The 19,107-nt window shown below is 66.7% G+C and carries 21 protein-coding genes and 1 tRNA gene; 13 read left to right on the forward strand and 9 right to left on the reverse strand.

Annotated elements, in window-relative coordinates:
- The first annotated feature begins 8 nt into the window (after positions 1-8).
- The 5 genes from glf to mepK all read left to right on the forward strand — a co-directional run bounded on the left by glf (position 9) and on the right by mepK (position 4,746).
- Positions 9-2,420, forward strand: coding sequence for a UDP-galactopyranose mutase (gene glf, locus DJ018_RS19445; RefSeq protein ID WP_240609528.1), 2,412 nt, complete (start codon positions 9-11; stop codon positions 2,418-2,420).
- Between the two features lie 196 nt (positions 2,421-2,616).
- A complete protein-coding gene (locus DJ018_RS11690) occupies positions 2,617-3,000 on the forward strand; it encodes a helix-turn-helix domain-containing protein (RefSeq protein ID WP_111515121.1) in 384 nt (127 codons plus the stop codon).
- 83 nt (positions 3,001-3,083) lie between these two features.
- On the forward strand, positions 3,084-3,569 hold the full coding sequence (locus DJ018_RS11695; RefSeq protein ID WP_111515122.1) for a hypothetical protein: 486 nt from the start codon (positions 3,084-3,086) through the stop codon (positions 3,567-3,569).
- A gap of 137 nt (positions 3,570-3,706) precedes the next feature.
- Positions 3,707-3,967 carry an SWIB/MDM2 domain-containing protein gene (locus DJ018_RS11700; RefSeq protein ID WP_111515123.1) on the forward strand — a complete coding sequence of 87 codons (261 nt, stop codon included), beginning with the start codon at positions 3,707-3,709 and terminating at the stop codon, positions 3,965-3,967.
- 209 nt (positions 3,968-4,176) lie between these two features.
- The gene (gene mepK, locus DJ018_RS11705) at positions 4,177-4,746 is read left to right on the forward strand and encodes a peptidoglycan L,D-endopeptidase MepK (protein ID WP_240609529.1); all 570 of its coding nucleotides are present in this window, start codon (positions 4,177-4,179) and stop codon (positions 4,744-4,746) included.
- Between the two features lies 1 nt (position 4,747).
- Here the strand turns inward: mepK and DJ018_RS11710 are convergent, their stop codons facing one another.
- Together DJ018_RS11710 and DJ018_RS11715 are read right to left on the reverse strand one after the other, a co-directional pair.
- Positions 4,748-5,104: a hypothetical protein gene (locus DJ018_RS11710; RefSeq protein ID WP_133254278.1), complete on the reverse strand. Its 357-nt coding sequence runs from the start codon at positions 5,102-5,104 to the stop codon at positions 4,748-4,750.
- A gap of 13 nt (positions 5,105-5,117) precedes the next feature.
- Positions 5,118-6,539, reverse strand: coding sequence for a L,D-transpeptidase family protein (locus DJ018_RS11715; RefSeq protein ID WP_111515125.1), 1,422 nt, complete (start codon positions 6,537-6,539; stop codon positions 5,118-5,120).
- A gap of 236 nt (positions 6,540-6,775) precedes the next feature.
- On the opposite strand from DJ018_RS11715, the gene DJ018_RS11720 reads away from it, so the two are divergent.
- Positions 6,776-8,008, forward strand: coding sequence for an MFS transporter (locus DJ018_RS11720; RefSeq protein WP_111515126.1), 1,233 nt, complete (start codon positions 6,776-6,778; stop codon positions 8,006-8,008).
- 9 nt (positions 8,009-8,017) lie between these two features.
- On the opposite strand, the gene DJ018_RS11725 is transcribed toward DJ018_RS11720, so the two are convergent.
- The 3 genes from DJ018_RS11725 to DJ018_RS11735 all read right to left on the reverse strand — a co-directional run bounded on the left by DJ018_RS11725 (position 8,018) and on the right by DJ018_RS11735 (position 11,355).
- Positions 8,018-9,619, reverse strand: a complete 1,602-nt coding sequence (locus tag DJ018_RS11725) for a glycosyltransferase family 39 protein (protein WP_111515127.1) — start codon at positions 9,617-9,619, stop codon at positions 8,018-8,020.
- A gap of 35 nt (positions 9,620-9,654) precedes the next feature.
- Positions 9,655-10,938, reverse strand: a complete 1,284-nt coding sequence (locus DJ018_RS11730) for a glycosyltransferase (protein ID WP_111515128.1) — start codon at positions 10,936-10,938, stop codon at positions 9,655-9,657.
- Positions 10,939-11,279: 341 nt separating this feature from the next.
- Positions 11,280-11,355, reverse strand: a tRNA-Lys gene (locus DJ018_RS11735).
- 94 nt (positions 11,356-11,449) lie between these two features.
- On the opposite strand from DJ018_RS11735, the gene DJ018_RS11740 reads away from it, so the two are divergent.
- On the forward strand, positions 11,450-11,776 hold the full coding sequence (locus DJ018_RS11740; RefSeq protein ID WP_111515129.1) for an Hpt domain-containing protein: 327 nt from the start codon (positions 11,450-11,452) through the stop codon (positions 11,774-11,776).
- Here the strand turns inward: DJ018_RS11740 and DJ018_RS11745 are convergent.
- Positions 11,773-12,051, reverse strand: coding sequence for a chorismate mutase (locus tag DJ018_RS11745; protein ID WP_111515130.1), 279 nt, complete (start codon positions 12,049-12,051; stop codon positions 11,773-11,775). The genes DJ018_RS11740 and DJ018_RS11745 overlap by 4 nt on opposite strands.
- A gap of 72 nt (positions 12,052-12,123) precedes the next feature.
- Positions 12,124-13,080, reverse strand: a complete 957-nt coding sequence (gene gcvA / locus DJ018_RS11750) for a transcriptional regulator GcvA (protein WP_111515131.1) — start codon at positions 13,078-13,080, stop codon at positions 12,124-12,126.
- 178 nt (positions 13,081-13,258) lie between these two features.
- Here gcvA and cobA point away from each other — a divergent pair, with 178 nt between their 5' ends.
- The 6 genes from cobA to DJ018_RS11780 are packed head-to-tail and all read left to right on the forward strand — an operon-like array spanning position 13,259 to position 18,185.
- Positions 13,259-14,095: a uroporphyrinogen-III C-methyltransferase gene (cobA, locus tag DJ018_RS11755; protein WP_111515132.1), complete on the forward strand. Its 837-nt coding sequence runs from the start codon at positions 13,259-13,261 to the stop codon at positions 14,093-14,095.
- Positions 14,092-14,451 (forward strand): DUF2849 domain-containing protein, encoded by a 360-nt coding sequence (locus DJ018_RS11760; RefSeq protein ID WP_111515133.1) that lies wholly within the window; start codon positions 14,092-14,094, stop codon positions 14,449-14,451. The genes cobA and DJ018_RS11760 overlap by 4 nt, the downstream gene beginning before the upstream one ends.
- A 7-nt stretch (positions 14,452-14,458) precedes the next feature.
- Positions 14,459-16,114 (forward strand): nitrite/sulfite reductase, encoded by a 1,656-nt coding sequence (locus DJ018_RS11765; protein ID WP_111515134.1) that lies wholly within the window; start codon positions 14,459-14,461, stop codon positions 16,112-16,114.
- Positions 16,098-16,598 carry a DUF934 domain-containing protein gene (locus DJ018_RS11770; RefSeq protein ID WP_111515135.1) on the forward strand — a complete coding sequence of 167 codons (501 nt, stop codon included), beginning with the start codon at positions 16,098-16,100 and terminating at the stop codon, positions 16,596-16,598. Before DJ018_RS11765 ends, DJ018_RS11770 begins: the two co-directional genes overlap by 17 nt.
- A gap of 2 nt (positions 16,599-16,600) precedes the next feature.
- On the forward strand, positions 16,601-17,341 hold the full coding sequence (locus tag DJ018_RS11775; RefSeq protein WP_111515136.1) for a phosphoadenylyl-sulfate reductase: 741 nt from the start codon (positions 16,601-16,603) through the stop codon (positions 17,339-17,341).
- Between the two features lie 25 nt (positions 17,342-17,366).
- Positions 17,367-18,185 (forward strand): ferredoxin--NADP reductase, encoded by an 819-nt coding sequence (locus tag DJ018_RS11780; RefSeq protein WP_111515137.1) that lies wholly within the window; start codon positions 17,367-17,369, stop codon positions 18,183-18,185.
- A 1-nt stretch (position 18,186) separates the two neighbouring features.
- Here the strand turns inward: DJ018_RS11780 and DJ018_RS11785 are convergent, their stop codons facing one another.
- Both DJ018_RS11785 and DJ018_RS11790 read right to left on the reverse strand, forming a co-directional pair.
- Positions 18,187-18,507 carry an ArsR/SmtB family transcription factor gene (locus DJ018_RS11785; protein WP_111515138.1) on the reverse strand — a complete coding sequence of 107 codons (321 nt, stop codon included), beginning with the start codon at positions 18,505-18,507 and terminating at the stop codon, positions 18,187-18,189.
- A gap of 4 nt (positions 18,508-18,511) precedes the next feature.
- Positions 18,512-18,985, reverse strand: a complete 474-nt coding sequence (locus DJ018_RS11790; protein WP_111515139.1) for an SRPBCC domain-containing protein — start codon at positions 18,983-18,985, stop codon at positions 18,512-18,514.
- Positions 18,986-19,107: the final 122 nt, after the last annotated feature.

A 19,107-nucleotide genomic window follows, 5' to 3' on the forward strand; every position in this document is an offset into this window, starting at 1 on the left:
ATGCGCCCTTGAACACTCAGTGGTTCCCGAGCGCCGAAGGCGCTGCGCCGTTGTCAACGCTCGCCGGGGGCCGCGACCGAGGTCGTCAGACTCTGATCTGCTTCTCGCATCTGCGCTGGGACTTTGTCTTCCAGCGGCCGCAACACCTGATGACCCGTTTCGCCAAGGGTCGGAAGGTCATCTTCTGGGAAGAACCGGTGGGTGGCCCGGACGTTGCTGAAGCTCGTCTCAACACCCGCACCTGCCCGGACAGCGGCGTGTTCGTCGTCACGCCAGCGATCCCGGACGCCATCCAGGGCGAAGCGCGCGAAGAGACGCTGCGCACCCTCCTCGACGGCCTGATCGCCGAGAACGAGGGCGACCTGGTCCGGTGGTACTACACCCCGATGATGCTGAGCTTCTCCCGGCACATCGATGCGATCTGCACCGTCTATGACTGCATGGACGAGCTGGCGAACTTCAAGTTCGCCCCGCCCGAGCTGACCATCCTCGAGCGGGAGTTGATGAACCTGTCGGACGTGGTCTTCACCGGCGGCTATTCGCTGTGGGAAGCCAAGCGTGACCGTCACCCCAACATCCATCCGTTCCCGTCCAGCGTGGATCGGGCGCACTTCGCCAAGGCGCGGGTGCTGCGCGAGACCCCGGAAGACCAGGCGCACCTGCCGCAGCCGCGTTTCGGCTTCTACGGCGTGGTTGACGAGCGCATGGATCTCCAGCTGCTGGACTCCCTGGCCGAAGCCCGGCCGGAGTGGAGCATCGTGGTTGTCGGGCCGGTGGTGAAGATCGATCCGGCGCACCTGCCGCAGCGTCCGAACCTCCACTACCTGGGCGGCAAGGGCTACGACGACCTGCCGCGCTATCTGGGCGGCTGGGACGTGGCGCTGATGCCGTTCGCGATCAACGAGTCGACCCGCTTCATCAGCCCGACCAAGACGCCGGAATACCTGGCGGGCGGCCGGCCGGTGGTGTCCACGCCCATCGTCGACGTGGTTCGCCACTACGGCGACCTGGAAGCGGTAAAGGTGGCGCAAACCACCGAGGAGTTCATCGCGGGCTGCGAACAGGCCCTGGCTTTGTCGCGCACCCGCGGCGAGTGGCTGAAGGAAGTGGACGCCGCGCTTTCGGCCCTGTCCTGGGACGAGACCTTCACGCGCATGAACGCGGAGATCTCCTCGGCCATCGCCCAGCGCGAGCAGGCGGCCAGCGACGCCCTGGCGCAATCCGGCGTCGCCGCGCCCGCGATCCGCCCCGCCTCGCGCAACAAGCCCTTCGATTACCTGATCGTCGGCGCCGGCTTCGCCGGCTCTGTCCTGGCTGAGCGCCTGACCACTCAGCTCGGCAAGCGCGTGCTGCTGATCGACAAGCGTCCGCACATCGCCGGCAATGCCTTCGACGAGAAGGATGCGGCCGGCGTGCTGATGCACAAGTACGGTCCGCACATCTTCCACACCAACTCGGAGGAGGTGAGCGGCTACCTTTCGCAGTTCACCAAGTGGCGGCCGTACGAGCACCGTGTGCTGGCGTCCGTTCGCGGCGGGCTGCTGGTGCCGATGCCGATCAACCGCACGACGTTGAACATGCTCTACAACGTCAACCTGAAGACCGATGATGAAGCGGAAGCCTTCCTGGCCAGCCGTGGCGAGGAGGTCGAGAAGATCCGCACGTCCGAGGACGTGGTGGTCTCCAAGGTCGGCCGTGAGCTCTACGAGATGTTCTTCCGCGGCTACACGCGCAAGCAGTGGGGCCTGGATCCGTCTGAGCTGGACAAGTCGGTCACCGCCCGCGTCCCGACCCGAACCAACGAGGACGACCGCTACTTCACCGACAAGTTCCAGGCCATGCCGCTCGACGGGTACACCCGGATGTTCGAGAACATGCTCGACCAGAAGGGCCTGACGGTCGAAACGGGCGTCGAGTACGAAGACGCCCGCGCCGAGACGGTCTACGACCACCTGATCTTCACGGGCCCGGTCGACGAGTTCTTCGACCACCGCTACGGAAAGCTCCCGTACCGGAGCCTCGCCTTCCGGCACGAGACCCTCCAGCAGGAGTGGTTCCAGTCCGTCGGCACGGTGAACTATCCGGACGAGCAGACGCCCTACACGCGGATCAGCGAGTACAAGCACCTGACCGGCCAAAGCTCGAAGGTGACCACCATCACCTACGAATATCCCCGGGCCGACGGCGACCCCTACTATCCCGTGCCGCGCCCGGAGAACCAGGCGCTCTACAAGAAGTACGAGGCCCTGGCGCTGGAGACGCCGAACGTCCACTTCGTGGGCCGACTGGCGACCTACCGGTACTACAACATGGACCAGGTGGTCGGTCAGTCGCTCGCCACCTTCCGCCGCATCGCCGAGCGGGAAGGGCGCACCACGATCGCGGCCCAGAGCGCCGCGCGGGCCATCGCGGCCAGCTAAGACGTCCTTCCGGACACTCTGTGACGGCCCCGCGATCAAGCGGGGCCGTTTACATTTCATAAGCGCCATCGTCACAGCAGGGCCGCCGTGCTATCCGGACGTCGGGCCACCCGCTCGCGCTTGCCGGCGATTCGCCGCGCGCTTGCCCGCTCGAGGCCCACCGGCTTCGGCCGCCAGGCTTTACGGAGACAACACGATGCAGAAAGTGGAAACGGCGCCCGATCCTGTGGATGTGGCCGTTGGCGCCCGCATCCGTCTCCTGCGCAAGATGCGCGGGCTTTCGCAACAGGCGCTGGCCGAGGCCGCCGGCGTGACGTTCCAGCAGATCCAGAAGTACGAGCGCGGCTCCAACCGCGTAAGCGCCTCGATGCTCGCCCGGATCGCCAACACCCTGCAGGCCCCGGTGGCCGAGATGTTCGGCGAGGGCAGCGCGTCCAGCGGCGCCATCGACGAGGTGGCCGCCCTGCTGGCCGAACCGGGCGCGGTGGAGCTCCTGCGCGCCTATTCGGAGCTGCCGCGTGGTCCGGCTCGCTCGGCTCTGGTGGAGTTTGTTTCGGCCGTTCGCAACGAGATCGCCTGATCCCAGCGGCGGGAACCCAGGCTTAGATCAGGGTTTTTCCAAGCGAAGCCGGTTAGCCGGCATGAGCTTTGAGAGACCCAACCATGGCCACCCAGCCGTACAGCCATTCCACCGCCGCCGCGGTGCATCCTTCTGAAGCCGCCAACTACGCGCCCGACCTGAATGCGCCCAGGTCGCTGCGCCGTGACGTCGGCGCGCAGGCCTTCATCTGGCTTGCCTGGGCCGCCGCCGCCGCTTTCTGGGCGATGGGCATGACCGCCTTCTTCGGCATCCTCGAGTCGATCGGAACCAATCCCCAGGCGCCGCAAGGCGGAGCCGACGTCGGCGGGGTGGGCTGGTTCATGACCACAGTGATCGGGGTCGCCGTGCTGGGCATCGCGATGGCCTATGGCGCTGTGCGCTATTCCACCCGCGACAAGAGCAAGGACCCGATGACCGAACGGGCCACCGCCGCGCTCTATGACACCATCGCCGACGAGGGCGGTGAGGACCTGACGAGCCGTTCGCCGGAGGCTCGCTCTCCCCAAGAGCGCGACGCCTACCGCGCCTCGCAGAGCGACCTGCGCTGATTTTACACGCCCAGCGACGCCGCAGCGCGCTTCTCTAGGTGGCGCGCTGCGAAGTCCGCACCTAGGATGGCTTAAGCGACTCAGCTTCTTACGCGCTGCGAAGAGGCGGACGCTCGATTTCTAGCTGGGGGAGCCCAATGGCCGACACGAAGAAAACCAACGCTCTGCAAAAGCCGCTCACGCCTTCGCCGGAGCTCGCCGCCGTCGTCGGCTCCGCGCAGCTGTCGCGTGGTGAAGTGGTCTCCAAGATCTGGGACTACATCAAGAAGAACAACCTGCAGAACCCGGAAAACAAGCGCGAGATCGTCGCCGACGACAAGCTGAAGCCGGTGTTCAGCGGCAAGGACAAGGTGTCGATGTTCGAGATGAACAAGCACCTGGCGCAGCACCTGAAGTAGGACGCGCCAGCTGACGGCTGACCGCCGTCGCTGCATCGACCGAACAACGAAACCCCGTCGGCCTCGCCGGCGGGGTTTCTTCTTGGCGCGCCGTTGAGCATCTTGCGGCGGGTGGTCGCACCGGCCTGTGGCTTAGGTTGACCTTAAGGCTCCGCGCCTAGACTTTCACCTGCGTGGCCGTGGGGCGGCGATATCGGGGCGTAGCTTAGATGACCGAGATGCTGGCACGACGTGGACTTCTTCGCCTGGGCGCAGGCGCGGTCTTGAGCGCAGCCGCCATGCCGGGCGTGAGCCTCGCTCAAACCCTTGCTCCGCAAGCGGGGCCTGCGATCCGCCGGGTCGCCCTGCACAACCTGCACACCGGCGACAAGTTCAACGACGTCTACTTCGAACGGGGGCAGTATGTTCCCGACGCTCTGCATGCGGTGCGCCGAGTCCTCCGCGACTGGCGCAACGGCGAACAGCACGAGATGGACGAGCGCCTGTTCGACACCCTGAACGAGATCAGCACGCGGCTCGATACGCGCCAGCCGTTCCAGATCATCTCCGGCTACCGTTCGCCCAAGACCAACGCCATGCTGCATGCCAAGTCGTCGGGCGTGGCGTCCAACAGTCAGCACACCCACGGCAAGGCCGTGGACGTGCGTGTCCCAGGCGTTGAGCTCAGCAACCTGCGCAAGGCCGCCTGGGACGTGAAGGCCGGCGGCGTCGGCTACTATCCCGTTTCCAATTTCGTCCACGTGGACGTAGCGCGCGTGCGCCAGTGGACGGGCGCCTAAGCTAGTTCGTCGCTGGCGCGGGGTCAGCCTCGCCCTGAGCGCCAGCCGGGGCGTCCGGCTCGTCCTGGACTTCCGGCTCGTCGCGGGTGGTCATGCCTACCGCAGCGGCATCGTCCTGCACCTGCTGATCAACCGGCGGCGGCGTGACCGGCGCGGCGGCCGGCGGCGCGACGACGGGCGCCGGCAGGGGAGCGGGCGCCGGCTCTGCACTGACAGGAGCCTCCGTCGTGATCTGCACGCCGGATGCGGGCTGTTCGCTCGCCGTCTCAGCCGAACGGCGCTGGCCGATCAGAACTCCAATCAACAGTGCGAGCACCAAGGCCGCGACGAAAAGCAGGATGCGGCCCAAGTTTCTCATCTGACGTCGGCTCCTAGGCTTTGCTGGCCGGCGGCGCGAGGGTTCCGGTCCGCTGCAGCAGCATGCGATCCCAATTATAGGGATCGGAGCGGAAATTCATCTGTCCATCCGCACCGCCGAACGCCGTCCAGTAGAAGATGAAAACCGGGATCTGCTGGGGCAGGCGGGCACGCACCGTCTTGCCGGCCGCGACCGTCGACTTGATGGCTTCCGGCGTCCACTGGGGATCCCCCTGGAGCAGGGCTTCCGCGAGGGCGGCGGGCTTCTCCAGGCGCACGCACCCGTGGCTGGCCTGGCGGCCGTAACGCGAGAAGGTGCTCTGCGACGGCGTGTCGTGCAGGAACACCGCAAAGGGATTGTCGAAGTCGAACTTGTATCGGCCGAGGGCGCTCTGATCGCCGGCCTTCTGCTGGAGCCGACTGCCACCGCCTTCCGTGGAGATGACGGTGAAGCCGTTCCGCTTCAGGTAGCCAGGGTTCTTCTTCTCCTTGGGCCACAGCTCCTTGTTGGCGATGGAGGAGGGCACATTCCAAGGCGGGTTCAGGACCACGCTGTGAATCTGCGAGAACAGCATGGGGGTCTCGTCCCCAGGCCGGCCCGAAACGGCCTTCATCGACAGCACCGGCTTGTCGTCGCGGAACAGGGTGACGATGGCCGCGCCGGAGTTCACCTGCACCCGGGTGGCCGGCATTTCTGGCGGTAGCCAGCGCCAGCGTTCCATGTTGGCGATGATCTGTAACACCCGCTGGCCAACGGGTTGGTTCAGCGCCGTAAGCGTGCCGGCATCCACCACGCCATCCGGCTTTAGCCCAAAACGGCGCTGCGCCCGGATCACCGCCTGCTGGAGGGGCGCGTCAAAGCTCGCGCCCGTCGTCGTGACCGCCTTGTCCTCCACCGCGAGGCGAGCGCGCAGGGCGCTCACGCGCGGACCAGAGGCGCCAAGACCGAACGCCTCGCCGGCCGGGATGGTCGGCCAGCCGCCATCAGCGGCGATCTGCCGGTACTGCGCCAAGCCGCGCTTCAAGGCGCGATAGCCGGAGTAGGGCGGCGGCAAGCCCTCCAACCACTCGCCCAGCCGGTTCGACGCCGCCGCCGCGGCAAGCTCGTTGCGGGGATCATAGGGCGCCGGGCGAACGGCCCAGTCCGCCGGGAACTCCTCCGGCGCCAACCGGCCCACGTGGATCTCGCGGGCATAGTCAACCAGTGCGGACGTCACCTGTTCCGCCGGATCGCCCGGGCTGAAGTTGCGCTTCGCGAGCCCATGGGTGTCGGCGGCGTTCAGCACCTTCACAGCCAAAGCGAGCTGCTCGGGCGTGAGCCGCGGCAGAAGCGCCGGCGGAGCGGCGGTCATGGGCGCGGCCTGGCCGAAGGCGGCGGCGGGCAATGAGCCTGCCGCAAGCGCTGCAAAGGAGACCAGGAATCGACGGGTGAACATGGGGGGAGAGATGAGGGCCTTCACGCCGCTAGCAACGTGTCAAAAGGTGTGTTGGTCGCAACGGCGCGCTTTCTTCCACAGATGTTGCGCCCGCGCACAGGCGCGGAGTGTCGCGATCAACGCTGGTCGGACGGCTTACCGTGCGAGGCAGGCCATATTCGACCAAGACGCGGTTGTGCATGGGACGTGCGTCCTTATGTTGCGGACGCCCAAGCCTTGCTGCGTTGCGGAATCAAATGACATCGACACCTCTTTCGCCGCCCCGCGCGGGCGACGAAGCCGTTCCGGCGACCCATCGCGTGGGCCTCGTCTTGTTGGCTCTGGCGATGGGCGGCTTCGCCATCGGCACTACCGAATTCGCCGCCATGGGCGTGCTGCCCGAGTTTGCAGCCGGCCTGGGGATCGACGAGCCGACGGCGGGGCATGTGATCAGCGCCTACGCTCTCGGCGTGGTGATCGGCGCGCCTGTGCTGGCGGTGCTGGGCGCGCGGCTCTCCCGACGCATCCTGCTGATCGGATTGATGGGGCTGTTCGCCGTGGGCAACGGCCTCAGCGCGCTGGCGCCCTCCTATGAGTGGATGCTGGCGTTCCGCTTCCTGAGCGGCGTGCCCCACGGCGCCTACTTCGGCGTCGCCGCTCTCGTTGCTGCATCGCTGGTGCCGGCCGAAAAGCGGACCCAGGCCGTGGCACGGGTTCTGATGGGCCTCACCATTGCGACGGTGATCGGGGTCCCGTTCGCCAAGGCCCTCAGCCTGGCCCTGGGTTGGCGGTCCACATTCGCCGTGGTCGCGTGCCTCGCGGTGCTGACCATGGTGCTGGTCACCTGGCTGGCCCCCAAGGACGCCGCGCGGCCGGACGCCAGCCCTCTGAAGGAGCTTGGCGCCCTGAAGCGGCTGCAGGTTTGGCTGACATTGGGCACCGGCGCGATCGGCTTCGGCGGCATGTTCGCGGTCTATGCCTATCTCGCGTCCACCCTGCGCGCGGTCACGGGCGTGGGCGCGGAACTCGAGCCGGTGGTGTTCGCCGTCTTCGGCGGCGGGCTGACGGTGGGCAACCTGGCGGGCGCCTGGGCGGCGGACCGTATGCAGATGCCGGCCATCGCAGGCCTTCTGCTCTGGAGCGCCGCAGCGCTGGCGCTCTACCCATTCGCGGCGCCCAGCTTCTGGACGATCCTTCCGGCGGTGTTCCTGATCGGCTGCGGCGGTGGCCTGGGTTCGGTTCTGCAGACCCGGCTGATGGATGTGGCGGGGGAGGCCCAGACCCTGGCGGCGGCGCTGAACCACAGCGCCTTCAACACCGCCAACGCCTTGGGCCCGTGGCTCGGCGGCTTGGCGATCTCCGCGGGCTTCGGCTGGACCTCCACCGGTTGGGTCGGGTCGGGCCTGGCGATCGGCGGCCTGCTGTTTTGGAGCTTGTCGTGGGCCGTGGATCGTCGCCAGCTCGCGGAGCAAGCCGCCGCCAGGGCTTAGATGCCGAGGTCAGGCCCCCGGCTTCTTCCAGAGTCCAACCTCTGTGTAGACGTTGGTGAAGATCGTGCGCGGCGCCGGATGGATGGCAGGTTCGGCGACCTTCGTCATTCCAAGCGCCGACAGATACTCGTCCACCCGGTTCTCCCTGCATGAGGAGCTGACCGCGATTACGCGACCGCCGCTCGCAAGCGTGCGCTCGTTCTGGGCCACGTTAGCGTTCCCTCCGATGTAGCGGGCGTAGTCGGCTGAGCGAGCGCGGTGCAGAGCGTTCATGGACATCGCGATCACGCGATGGAAGTCCTGGTCCACACGCACCGGACCATCCAGTCCCAGGAAGTAGACCGGGTGATCTGGCGCGGTCAGGTGGGCGCTCATGGCGGGGAGGAAGTGGCAGGTGACGACTGGGGCTTCCGAGAAGCCATGCTGCGCAGCGCTCACGAGAACCTGGCGAGGATCCTCAGGCTTCACGCGCAGGCGGTGCTCGGCGAAGCTGGAGGCTGCGGAAAGCAGCAAGACTGCGCTCAGAACCGCATAGCGCAGCGCCGCCGGCTTTAGGCTGGTCGCCGCCAATCCGAACAGGACCGCCGCCGCAACCTCGCACGGCGTGAAGACGCGGTTTTCCAGGATCGCCTCGCGCGTGTTCAGCACCACGAGCGCCATCGGAAAAGCGAGCAGGCCTGTCACGGTGGCCAGCACCACGGCTCGTTCGCCGCCGCGCCAAGCGCGGAAGGCGCCGAACAGCAGAAGGGCGACGAAGAGCAGGTTCGCCGGCGTCTTGAGCGGCTTCGGGAGACCTGGAAAGCCGACCATGTTGTTGAAGAACCAGACGGCGGTGCGCGGGCCGAAGGTCTTGAGCCCGTGGAATGTATCCATCGCAGTGGCCATCGACAGCAGCCAGGGGATGCTGAGCACGCCAAGCACGAGGTTGCTCAGGACAATGGGCGCAACGGCTGCTTTCCAGCGCTGCGCAGCAACGGCCCACAGCACCAAGGCGGCGTTCAGTAGGGCAAGGAACACCAGCGCCAGCAGCTGGGAATAGACCGCCACCACGCCGCCAGCGACGTAGAGCGCCGCGTAAGGCAGCCGGCGTTCAGGACGCTGAGCCAAGCCAACGAGGCCCCAAAATGCGAGGGCGAGGCCCAGGCTGAGCAGCGGATACATCCGGGCATCCTGGCTGAAGTAGATGTGACCGGTGCAAAGCGCCAAGTAGGCGGCCGCGGCTAGGCCGGCTCGGCGCGACACCAGGTCGGCTGTAGCCAACCCGGTGATCAGCACGGCGAGGCTTCCGGCCAAGGCCGCTGGAACTCTGAGCGCCTCGATGCTGGGCTGCGCCGAGAGCCAGAGGTGCTGAAGCGCGAAGAAGAGCGGCGGATGGTTGTCGATCTGTCCGAAGAGGATGGTCTGTAGCGGCAGCTGCGCCGCCATGTACGAGAAGGCCTCGTCCATCCAGATCGGCGCTCGGGCCAGGTCCCAGAACCGAAGGGCAGCTCCCAGAGCGAAGATGGTGGACATCAGGGCGGCGAATGTCGCGCCGCTCATTGACCGCCCGGCCCATGCGGGCCGAGCGGCGCAGTTGTTCAACCCGCCCGGAGAGGCGGCGAGATCGGCCATGGGTTCTGCTCCGGCTTTCGTTCCGCGACCGACGTTCAGGCGATCGCCGCTTGCACGACCATCGGCGTCGCAGGACGGCGACGGCGGCCCCAGACAAGGCGGTTAGCCACGCCGAAGTTGAATACAGAGCTCATCAGAGCGCCGGCGACGCCGGCAAGCGGCCAGCTGTGCATCTCGCTCATGGTCAGGTTGGCCACGCTGATGTTGGCCACCGCACCCAGGCTGCAGACTCCGCAGAAGGTGACATAGCCGACTAGGAACCTGAGGCCCTTCAGACGTTCGGTCCTGTAGGTGATCGTGTTGTTCAGGACGTAGTTGAAGGTCATCGCCGAGAGCGTGGCGACAGCTTGAGCCGGCAAGAACGCCAGGCCGGCGATCTTCATCGCGTTCAGCACCGCCAAGTGGACCGCCAGGCCCATGAAACCGACGGCGGCGAACAGCACGAAGCGGGGCGGGATCAGCCCTTTCGAGAACTTCTCAATGAGCAGGAAGGCGTACTCGAGGATGATCATCGCCTCGACCTTGCTCTCGCCCGAGCGGCGGTCGCGGAACACGTAGGGCGTTTCCACCACTTTCAGTTGGCGAGGGGAGGAGGTCAGCACGTCCAGCAGGATCTTGTAGCCCTGCTGAGAGAGGTCGTAGACGACCGCGTCGAACACCGCGCGGCGGGTCATGAAGAAGCCGCTCATCGGATCGCTGACAGCGTCGCCGATCAAGATCCGCGACGACCAGGTGGCGAACTCGCTCATCCGACGGCGGATCGCGCTCCACTCGCCTAGGCCGCCGCCCTCGACGTGCCGGCTGGCCACGACCAAATCCGCGTCCGTGGTCCGAAGGGTTTCGAGCATGCGAGGTAGAAGCCGCTCGTCGTGCTGCAGGTCGGCATCCATGACGGCGACAACGTCAGCCGTGGCGCTCATCACGCCTTCAACCACGGCCGAGGACAGGCCGCGCCGACCGACCCGGCGGATGCAGCGCACCGGCGCTCCCTCACGAGCGACGGCGGCCACTTCCTGGCAGGTGCCATCGGGGCTGTCGTCGTCGACAATGATCAGCTCCCAGCGGGTATCGCCCATAGAGGCTGCGATCGCCTCCACCAGCGGGCGGATGTTGCCTCTTTCGTTGTAGGTGGGAGCGACAATGGACAGCACCGGTGTCGCTTGCGTCGCGCGCCGTCCGTCGCGCGCTGACCTGGCCCGCGCGGCGGGCGGAGCAAAGGTTGCGGTCTCGAGAGGCGGTTGTCGGGTGCTTTCACCGCCCTTGGACTTGGCGGCGGGACGGAGTTTTACCGACGACGGGGTATCCACGGATTGGGACATGAAGGCTCCTGATGTGACCAAGCGGACTGGGTCAGGAGCGAGGACAAACTATTGAATACGCAGTCGCTTGTGGGCTGGCGTTCGTGCACGTCGAGCAGACCGCACGAGATCGCCTGAGCGCCCCCTAACCTTAACCATAAAACTCAGGTCACAAATCCGGGTTGCGCGAACACGGATTCGTGAACGTCGGCGCCGCTAGATCGCCTTGTTTCTGAAATCGATCGGGCGGCGTGATTCGAGCGGCAGCGACGCGACCTGCGCCGCTCATGCGGTCAGCCAAAGCTGCAAGAGGTCGGAAGGCGCTGCGGCGTGAACGCTACGTCAGCGAACATCTTTGATGATGGTGGGTGTACAAGGATTCGAACCTTGGACCCGCTGATTAAGAGTCAGCTGCTCTACCAACTGAGCTATACACCCGTCCCGGCTCCGGCTCTCTGAGAGGACCGGCGGCGAGGGCGCGGAAAATACACGCAATCCCCGCGTTGGCAATACGCGAAATCGAGGTGCTGACTTGAGTTCCTTCGACGGCTCCGAACCCGTTGATTTTGCTTATCTCGAGGGCTTCATGGCCGGTGACGTCGGCATTGTTCTCGAGGTCCTGGAGCTGTTTCGGCAGCAGGCGACCGGCTGGGTCGAGTCGCTGGACGCACCAGCGCAGAGCCGGCGTGAGGTGGCGCACACCATCAAGGGCGCAGGCCGTGGGATCGGCGCGCGCACCTTGGGGGATCTGGCGGATGTCGCGGAGTTCGGCGGGGAGGCGGACGTTCCAGCGTTGCGGGCCGAACTGATCCGCGTGGTTGCAGCGATCGATGCCTATCGCGCGGCCAAGAGCGGCTAGGACCCGCTGCGAAGCCGGTCCCAGACGGTGAATTCGTAGGCGATGCACTGCTCGATCAGGGTGCGCCAAACCGGTTCGGCGATCTCTTCGGAAAGGCCGACTTCACGGGCGGCGGCTTTCACCTTGGCGACCACGTCCTCAACCCGCGCGTTGTCGCGCACGGCGTCGCGGTTCTGCTTGATGCGGGCGGCGGCATCCATGTAGCGCTGACGCTCGGCGAGCATCAGGACCAGGGCGCGATCCAGGGCGTCGACGCCTTGCCGCACGTCCGCCATGGTCTGGCAATCGGCCGGGGCAGGGCGCTCATCGGTCGGGGGGAGGGTTGCTAAGCTCACTAGCGATCTCGTCTAGATGCCGGCGCCGTTGTTGATCGCCCGCAGCGCGTCCTCGTGCGCCTGGGCTTCGGCTTCGATCCAGCTGATGAAAGCCTTGACCTGCGGAAGCCGGCCCTTGGCCTTGGGATGGACGAGGTAATAGGCGAAGTCGACCGCGGTGGCGATCTGCAAAGGCGCGACCAGCCGGCCGGCTTCGAGGTCGGCCTGGGCCAGGGTCTGCTTGGCCAGGGCCACGCCGCGGCCGTTCACCGCCGCTTCGATGACGAGGCTCGACTGGTTGAAGCGAGGGCCGCGCATGCCGTCCACGCCCTTCACCCCCCGCGCCGCCAGCCACATGGACCAGTCAGGGCAGGAATCGTCGAGATCGGGCGAGCCGTCGTGCAGAAGGACGTGAGAGGACAGGTCCTCCGGCGAGCTGAGCGGCGTCTGCGCGAGCAGCTCGGGGCTGATCACCGGGATCACCGTCTCGCTCATGAGGCGGCGAACCTCCAGGCCCGGATAGCGACCGGCGCCGTAACGGATCGCCACGTCGACCTCGCCGGCCGTGAGATCGACGAGTTCCAGGCCGGCGGACAGCCACACGTCCACCTGCGGGTGGGCCTGCTCGAACTTGCCGAGGCGCGGCACCAGCCACTTGGCGGCGAAGGAGGGCGCCGCGGTGATGGTGAGACGGCGCCCGTCGACCGCTGCGGTCAGCAGCGATGCGGCCTCGGCGAGGCGGTCGAAGGCCTCGCGCAGAGCGGGCAGGGCGGTCTGCGCCGCGTCGGTCAGCAGGAGGCCCTTGGGCGTGCGCTTGAACAGCGCGGCGCCTACATAGTCTTCCAGGTTCTGGATTTGCTGGCTGACGGCGCCCGGCGTCACGGACAACTCGTCGGCGGCGCGGCTGAAGTTCAGATGACGTGCGGCGGCCTCGAAGGCGCGCAGCGCGTTGAGCGGCGGCAGCCGCCTGCGCTCTTGCGGTCGATCCATAAGTTTTCCTGACGCCCCCGGCAGAAGTCCTTGGGTTGCGAAGTGGCCTTTGCGGCACCTAATTGCAAGCGTCCGCCGCTGTATCGGCCCTTTTCATCGGCGGGCGTTTGGCGGGGCGGGTGCAAGCCCGTCCCGTCCTGATTCAAGCGTTCTTCGCTTTTAGAGAAGCTTAAACTCCATGCCCAACCACGAGAACAGGTCCAAGCGTTCGGGGAGCTTCGTGCTTCTGAACGGCGCGCCCAAGCGCGCGGCCGGCGCCGTGTGGCTGGTGGGGGCGGGACCGGGCGATCCGGAGCTTCTGACGATCAAGGCGCTGAAAGTGCTGCAGGCCGCCGAGGTCGTGGTGCACGACGGCTTGGTGTCTGACGAGATCCTTGACCTGGCGCCCGCGTCGGCGCGGCGGATCTCGGTGGCCAAGCGCAAGTCGCGGCACTCCTACAGCCAGGACGAAATCAACCGGATGCTGGTCGCTTTCGCCCTCGATGGGCTGAAAGTGGTGCGTCTGAAGGGCGGCGATCCGTTCATCTTCGGTCGGGGCGGCGAGGAGCTCGAGGCTTGCCGTGAGGCGCGCGTCGAATGCCAGGTTGTGCCGGGCGTCACGGCGGCCTTGGCCGCGGGCGCGGGTGCGGGCGCGCCGCTGACTCACCGCGGCTCGGCGCAGGCGGTGACCTTTGTCACTGGCCACGCCGCCAAGGGCGGGGAGCCGGACCTCGACTGGGAAAGCCTGGCTAAGCCGAACCTGACCGTCGTGATCTACATGGGCGTCTCCATGGCCGGGCCGATTGCGGCGCGCCTGCTGGGCGCCGGGCGCGCGGGCTCCACGCCGGCGCTGATCGTCGAGAACGCGTCCCGCGCCGACGAGCGGCGGGTGTTAACGACCTTGGCCGGCCTGCCGCAAGCCGCCGAAAGCGTCAGTGGTCCCGCTCTGTTGATCGTGGGCGAAGCCATGGCCCTGGCGCATGCCGGGCAAGCCCCACCGCAAGTTGAAGCTGTTCTGAGGAAAGTTCGGGCATGAAGGCGCTCACCGCCAATCGGCTGATCGACGGCGAGGTCGTCTTCTGGCGCGAGGGCCAATGGGTGGAGCGCTTCGCCGACGCCCAGTTGTTCGACGACGACGCGGCCGCCCAGGAGGCGGAGGCGCACGGCAAGAACCAGCCGACGGTGGTGATCGACGCCTATCTCATCGACCTGGTGGATGCGGACGGCATCTGGGCGCCGCTCAGCTATCGCGAGCGGATCCGGGCGCTCGGCCCCACCAACCACCAACATCATGGCAAGCAGGCTGAAGGCGGCGAAGTCGTCGAGGCCTTGCTGCATGCCTCCGGCGCGGCCCGTTCGTCCGGCCGCGTCAACCTGATCAAGCGTAAGTGAGGGCGGGATGTACCGCTACGATGCCATCGACAAGGAACTGGTCGCCGATCGGTCGGCGGAGTTCCGCGAACAGGTGACCCGCCGGCTCGCCGGCGAGATCACCGAGGACCAGTTCAAGCCGCTGCGCCTGATGAACGGGTTGTACCTGCAGCTGCACGCCTACATGCTGCGGGTGGCGATCCCTTACGGGTCGCTGAACTCGACGCAGATGCGCAAGCTGGCTTGGATCGCCCGCACCTACGACAAGGGCTACGGCCACTTCACCACTCGGACCAACCTGCAGTTTCACTGGATCAGGCTGGCGGACACCCCGGACATCCTGGACCATTTGGCCAGCGTGGACATGCACGCCATCCAGACCAGCGGGAACTGCATCCGCAACGTGACCGCCGACCCCTACGCCGGCGCCACCGCCGAGGAGGTGGACGATCCGCGCGTGTGGGCAGAGGCGATGCGCCAGTGGTCGACCCTGCACCCGGAATTCTCTTTCCTGCCGCGCAAGTTCAAGATCGCGGTGACGGCGGCGCCCAAGGACCGCACGGCGGCCAAGGTCCACGACATCGGACTGGTGCTGAAGCGCGCCCGGGACGGGTCGCTGGGCTTCGAGGTGATCGTCGGCGGCGGCCTGGGCCGCACCCCGCATGTGGGGCCGACCGTTCGCGAGTTCCTGCCGGCCAACCGGCTGTTCTCGTACCTGGAAGCGGTTTTGCGCGTGTACAACCGCCACGGCCGGCGGGACAACATCTACAAGGCGCGCATCAAGATCCTGGTGGCCGCGCTGGGCGCCGAGGAGTTCAAACGCCAGGTCGAGGCCGAGTGGGAGCAGATCGGTCCTTCGGGCGATCTGCCGGACAGCGAGCTGGCCCGCATCCGCGGCGCCTTCGCCATGCCCAACCTGGACGTGGCGGTGAACCGCTCCGAAATCTTCGAGCAGGCCAAGGCGGCGGATCCGGCGTTTGCCCGGTTCGTGCGCAACAACGTCAAGCCGCACAAGCGGCCTGGCTATGCCATCGTCGATATCAGCCTGAAGGCGATCGGCGAAACGCCGGGGGACGCCACGGCCGACCAGATGGACGTGGTCGCTGATCTCGCGGAGCGCTTCGGCCAGGACGACATCCGGGTCACGCACGAGCAGAACCTGGTCCTGCCGCACGTGAAACTGGACGACCTGCCGGTGGTGTTCGCTGAACTCCAGCGCGCCGGGCTGGCGACGCCGAACATCAACCTGGTCACCGACATCATCGCCTGCCCGGGGCTGGACTACTGCGCCCTGGCCAATGCACGGGCCATCCCGATCGCCCAGCAGATCGCCGAGACCTTCCGCGACCAGGAGCGCGCGGAGCTGGTGGGCGAGCTGAAGATCAAGATCAGCGGCTGCATCAATGCCTGCGGGCACCATCACGTCGGCCACATCGGCATTCTGGGCGTCGATAAGAAGGGCGAGGAGTTCTACCAGCTCACCCTCGGCGGCTCAGGCGCCGAAGACGCCGCTGTCGGCCAGATCCTTGGCCCGGCGCTGCCGTACAACCGCGTGGCGGAAGCGGTCGACATCCTGGTGGATGTCTACCTGCGCGAGCGGCAAGCCGATGAGCGCTTCCTCGACACCTTCCGGCGCACCGGCGTCACCCCCTTCAAGGAGGCGGTCTATGCCACAGCGGATTAAGCTGCAGGGCGGCCAGTTCGTCCTGGCTGACGATCCCTTCACCCATGTGGCGGACGACCAGGACCTGGCGACCGGCGACGTGATCATCTCGCTCACCCGCTTCCAGGCGGAAGGCGACCGGTTGCTGCACGACGGTCGGGCGGTCGGCGTGCGGATCGAAAGCCACGAGGAGGTGGAGGCGCTCGCCTACGACCTGCCGCGGCTGGCGGTGGTAGCCCTGGCCTTTCCCAAGTTCCGCGACGGTCGGGCGTTCACGTCCGCGCGCCTGCTGCGCGAGCGCCTCAACTTCACGGGCGAGGTGAGGGCGGTTGGCGACGTGTTCCGCGAGCAGGCCGGCTTTATGGTCCGCACCGGCTTCGACGCCTTCGAGCCGTCCGACGGCTCGACGCCCGATCAGTGGGCCGCTGCGGTCCACCGCTACCGTCACGTCTATCAACGTGCGGCGGATCGCCGGCCTCCGGCCTTCGCCGAACGGGGAGAGTGAGCATGGCTTTCGATACTTCGGAGGGCCCGGCCAACCTGGCCCTCAGCCTGGACGCCGAGCTGCGTCACGCCCATCCGCGCACCATTCTGGAGCGGGCGTACCAGATGTTCGGTGACGAGCTGGCGCTGGTCTCGTCCTTCGGCGCGGAATCGGTGGTGCTGCTTCATCTGGCGAGCCAGGTAAGCAAGGACATCCCCGTGCTGTTTCTCGACACTGGGCACCTGTTCGGCCAGACGCTGGACTATCGCAAGACGCTGGCGGCGACGCTGGGCCTGACGGACGTGCGCGACTTGCGCCCGGCCTACCAGGACATCGCCACCGCCGATCCGAAGAATAACCTCTGGCAAACGGACACCGACGGCTGCTGCCACATCCGTAAAGTGCTGCCGCTGGACCGCGCCCTGGTCGATTTCCAAGGCTGGATCACCGGTCGCAAGCGCTTCCACGGCGGCTCGCGCCTGTCCCTGCCGGTTGTCGAGCAATCGGACGGCAAGGTGAAGTTCAACCCGCTGGCCAACTGGGGCAAGGCCGAGCTCGACGCCTATATCGCTGAGCATGACCTGCCGGCGCACCCGCTGGTCGCCCAGGGGTTCCCCTCGATCGGCTGCTGGCCGTGCACCAAGCCGGTCGACAATCCGGAAGACGTGCGGTCCGGCCGCTGGGCGGGTTCGCAAAAGACCGAATGCGGCATACATCTGGCGCGCGCGCCGGGTGCGGTCGCGGACGTGGGCGGCGATATCTGAGCCGCGACCAAGAGAGCTTTAGCTGATGAACGATGTGACCTTGGCGCAGCCGGCGCCTCTCAAGGCGAGCGGCGCCTTCTTCGTCGAGACGGTGACCTGGGTCCAGCATTGGACCGAGAGCCTGTTCTCCTTCCGCACGACCCGTGATCCAGGCTTCCGCTTCACCAGCGGGCAGTTCGTGATGGTCGGTCTGCAGAAGGACGACGGCAAGCCGCTGGTGCGCGCCTATTCCATCGCTTCTCCAGCCTGGGCTGATCACCTGGAGTTCTACTCCATCAAGGTTCCCGACGGCCCGCTGACCTCGCGCCTGCAGAACATCAAGGTGGGTGACCAGGTGCTGATTGGCCGCAAGCCGACGGGCACGCTGGTCATGGATGGCCTCAAGCCTGGCAAGCGGCTCTACATGCTGGGCACGGGTACAGGCCTGGCGCCGTGGCTGTCGCTGGTGCGCGAGCCGGAAGTGTACGAGCGCTTCGACGAGGTGATCGTCACCCATACTGTGCGGGAAGTGGCGGATCTGAACTACCGCGAGTTCCTCGAGACGGAGCTGCCGAACGACGAGGACCTGGGCGAGCTGATCGGGCCCAAGCTGAGGTACTATCCGTCGGTCACCCGCGAGACGTTCAAGAACCAGGGCCGGATCACCGACCTGATCTCCTCCGGCAAGCTGTTCGAGGACCTCGGCGTGCCTGCGCTGGATCCGGCGGTCGATCGCCTGATGCTCTGCGGCGGCCCCTCGGTCTTGGCGGACTTGAAGCAGCTGCTGCTCGACCGCGGCTTCGAAGAGGGCTCGATCGCCAACCCCGGCGATTTCGTACTCGAAAAGGCGTTCGTCGAGACCTGAGCTAGTCCTCGGCGGCGATGTCGCCGAGGCGGTCCAGCCGCTGTTCCCAGACGCTCCGTTGATCTCGGATCCAGTTCTCAAGGGTCCGAAAGCCCTGCGTGTCGATGCGGCAGGAGCGGACTCGCCCGACCTTGCGAGACTGTGCCAGTCCGCAGTCCTGCAGGATCTGCAGGTGCTGCGAGACGGCGGTGAGGCTGACGCCCAGGGGCTCGGCCAAGCCTGAGATCGACTGCGGGCCTTCTCCCAGCCGGGCCAGGATTGCTCGGCGCGTGGGATCCCCAAGCGCCTGCAGGATGCGGTCGATCTCGCTCTGCGCTTCCATCGCTTCAGTTCCCAAGCTGCTGGGCGAGCTTGTCGAACAGAGCCTCCCAGCCAGCCTTGCGCATCTGCGGCCCGTCGGAGCCTTCGAAGAAGGCGCCTTGATGGGTGCAGACCAGCTCGCAGCCCTCTGCGGTAGGGAAGATCTCGATCGTCACCAGTGTCGCCGAGATACAGTGCTCGCCAAGCAGCATCCGGCTGGCGGTCACGATGCGGCGCTCGTGCGTGATCTCCTGGAAGACCCCCTCGCTTGAGAGCTCGACGCCTGGGAATGGCGTGCCTTCCCGGAAGCGATACCGGAAGCGCTCGATCCCGCCGGCGCGGAATTCCATCTCGTAGGCCTCGACGTCGTGGGTTTCGGCTTCGGCGTACCAACGACGCTTCTTGGCCGGATCGGCGAAGGCGGCGAACAGGCGAGTTGCGGGAAGGGGGTATGTGCGGCGCAGGACGAAGGTGTCGTGCACGACGGGGGCGGTATCCATGGCGCGTCCTCACTGAAGCTGAAACTTCAGTCTCGGCTTTGCGGGTGTGTGGGTCAAGTCTGGACTTCAGTGTCTGTCGACGCGCACGAAAAAGGCCGCTCGAGAGCGGCCTGTCGCGTTCT

The sequence above is a fragment of the Phenylobacterium deserti genome, assembly GCF_003254705.1.
GTDB lineage: Bacteria > Pseudomonadota > Alphaproteobacteria > Caulobacterales > Caulobacteraceae > Phenylobacterium > Phenylobacterium deserti.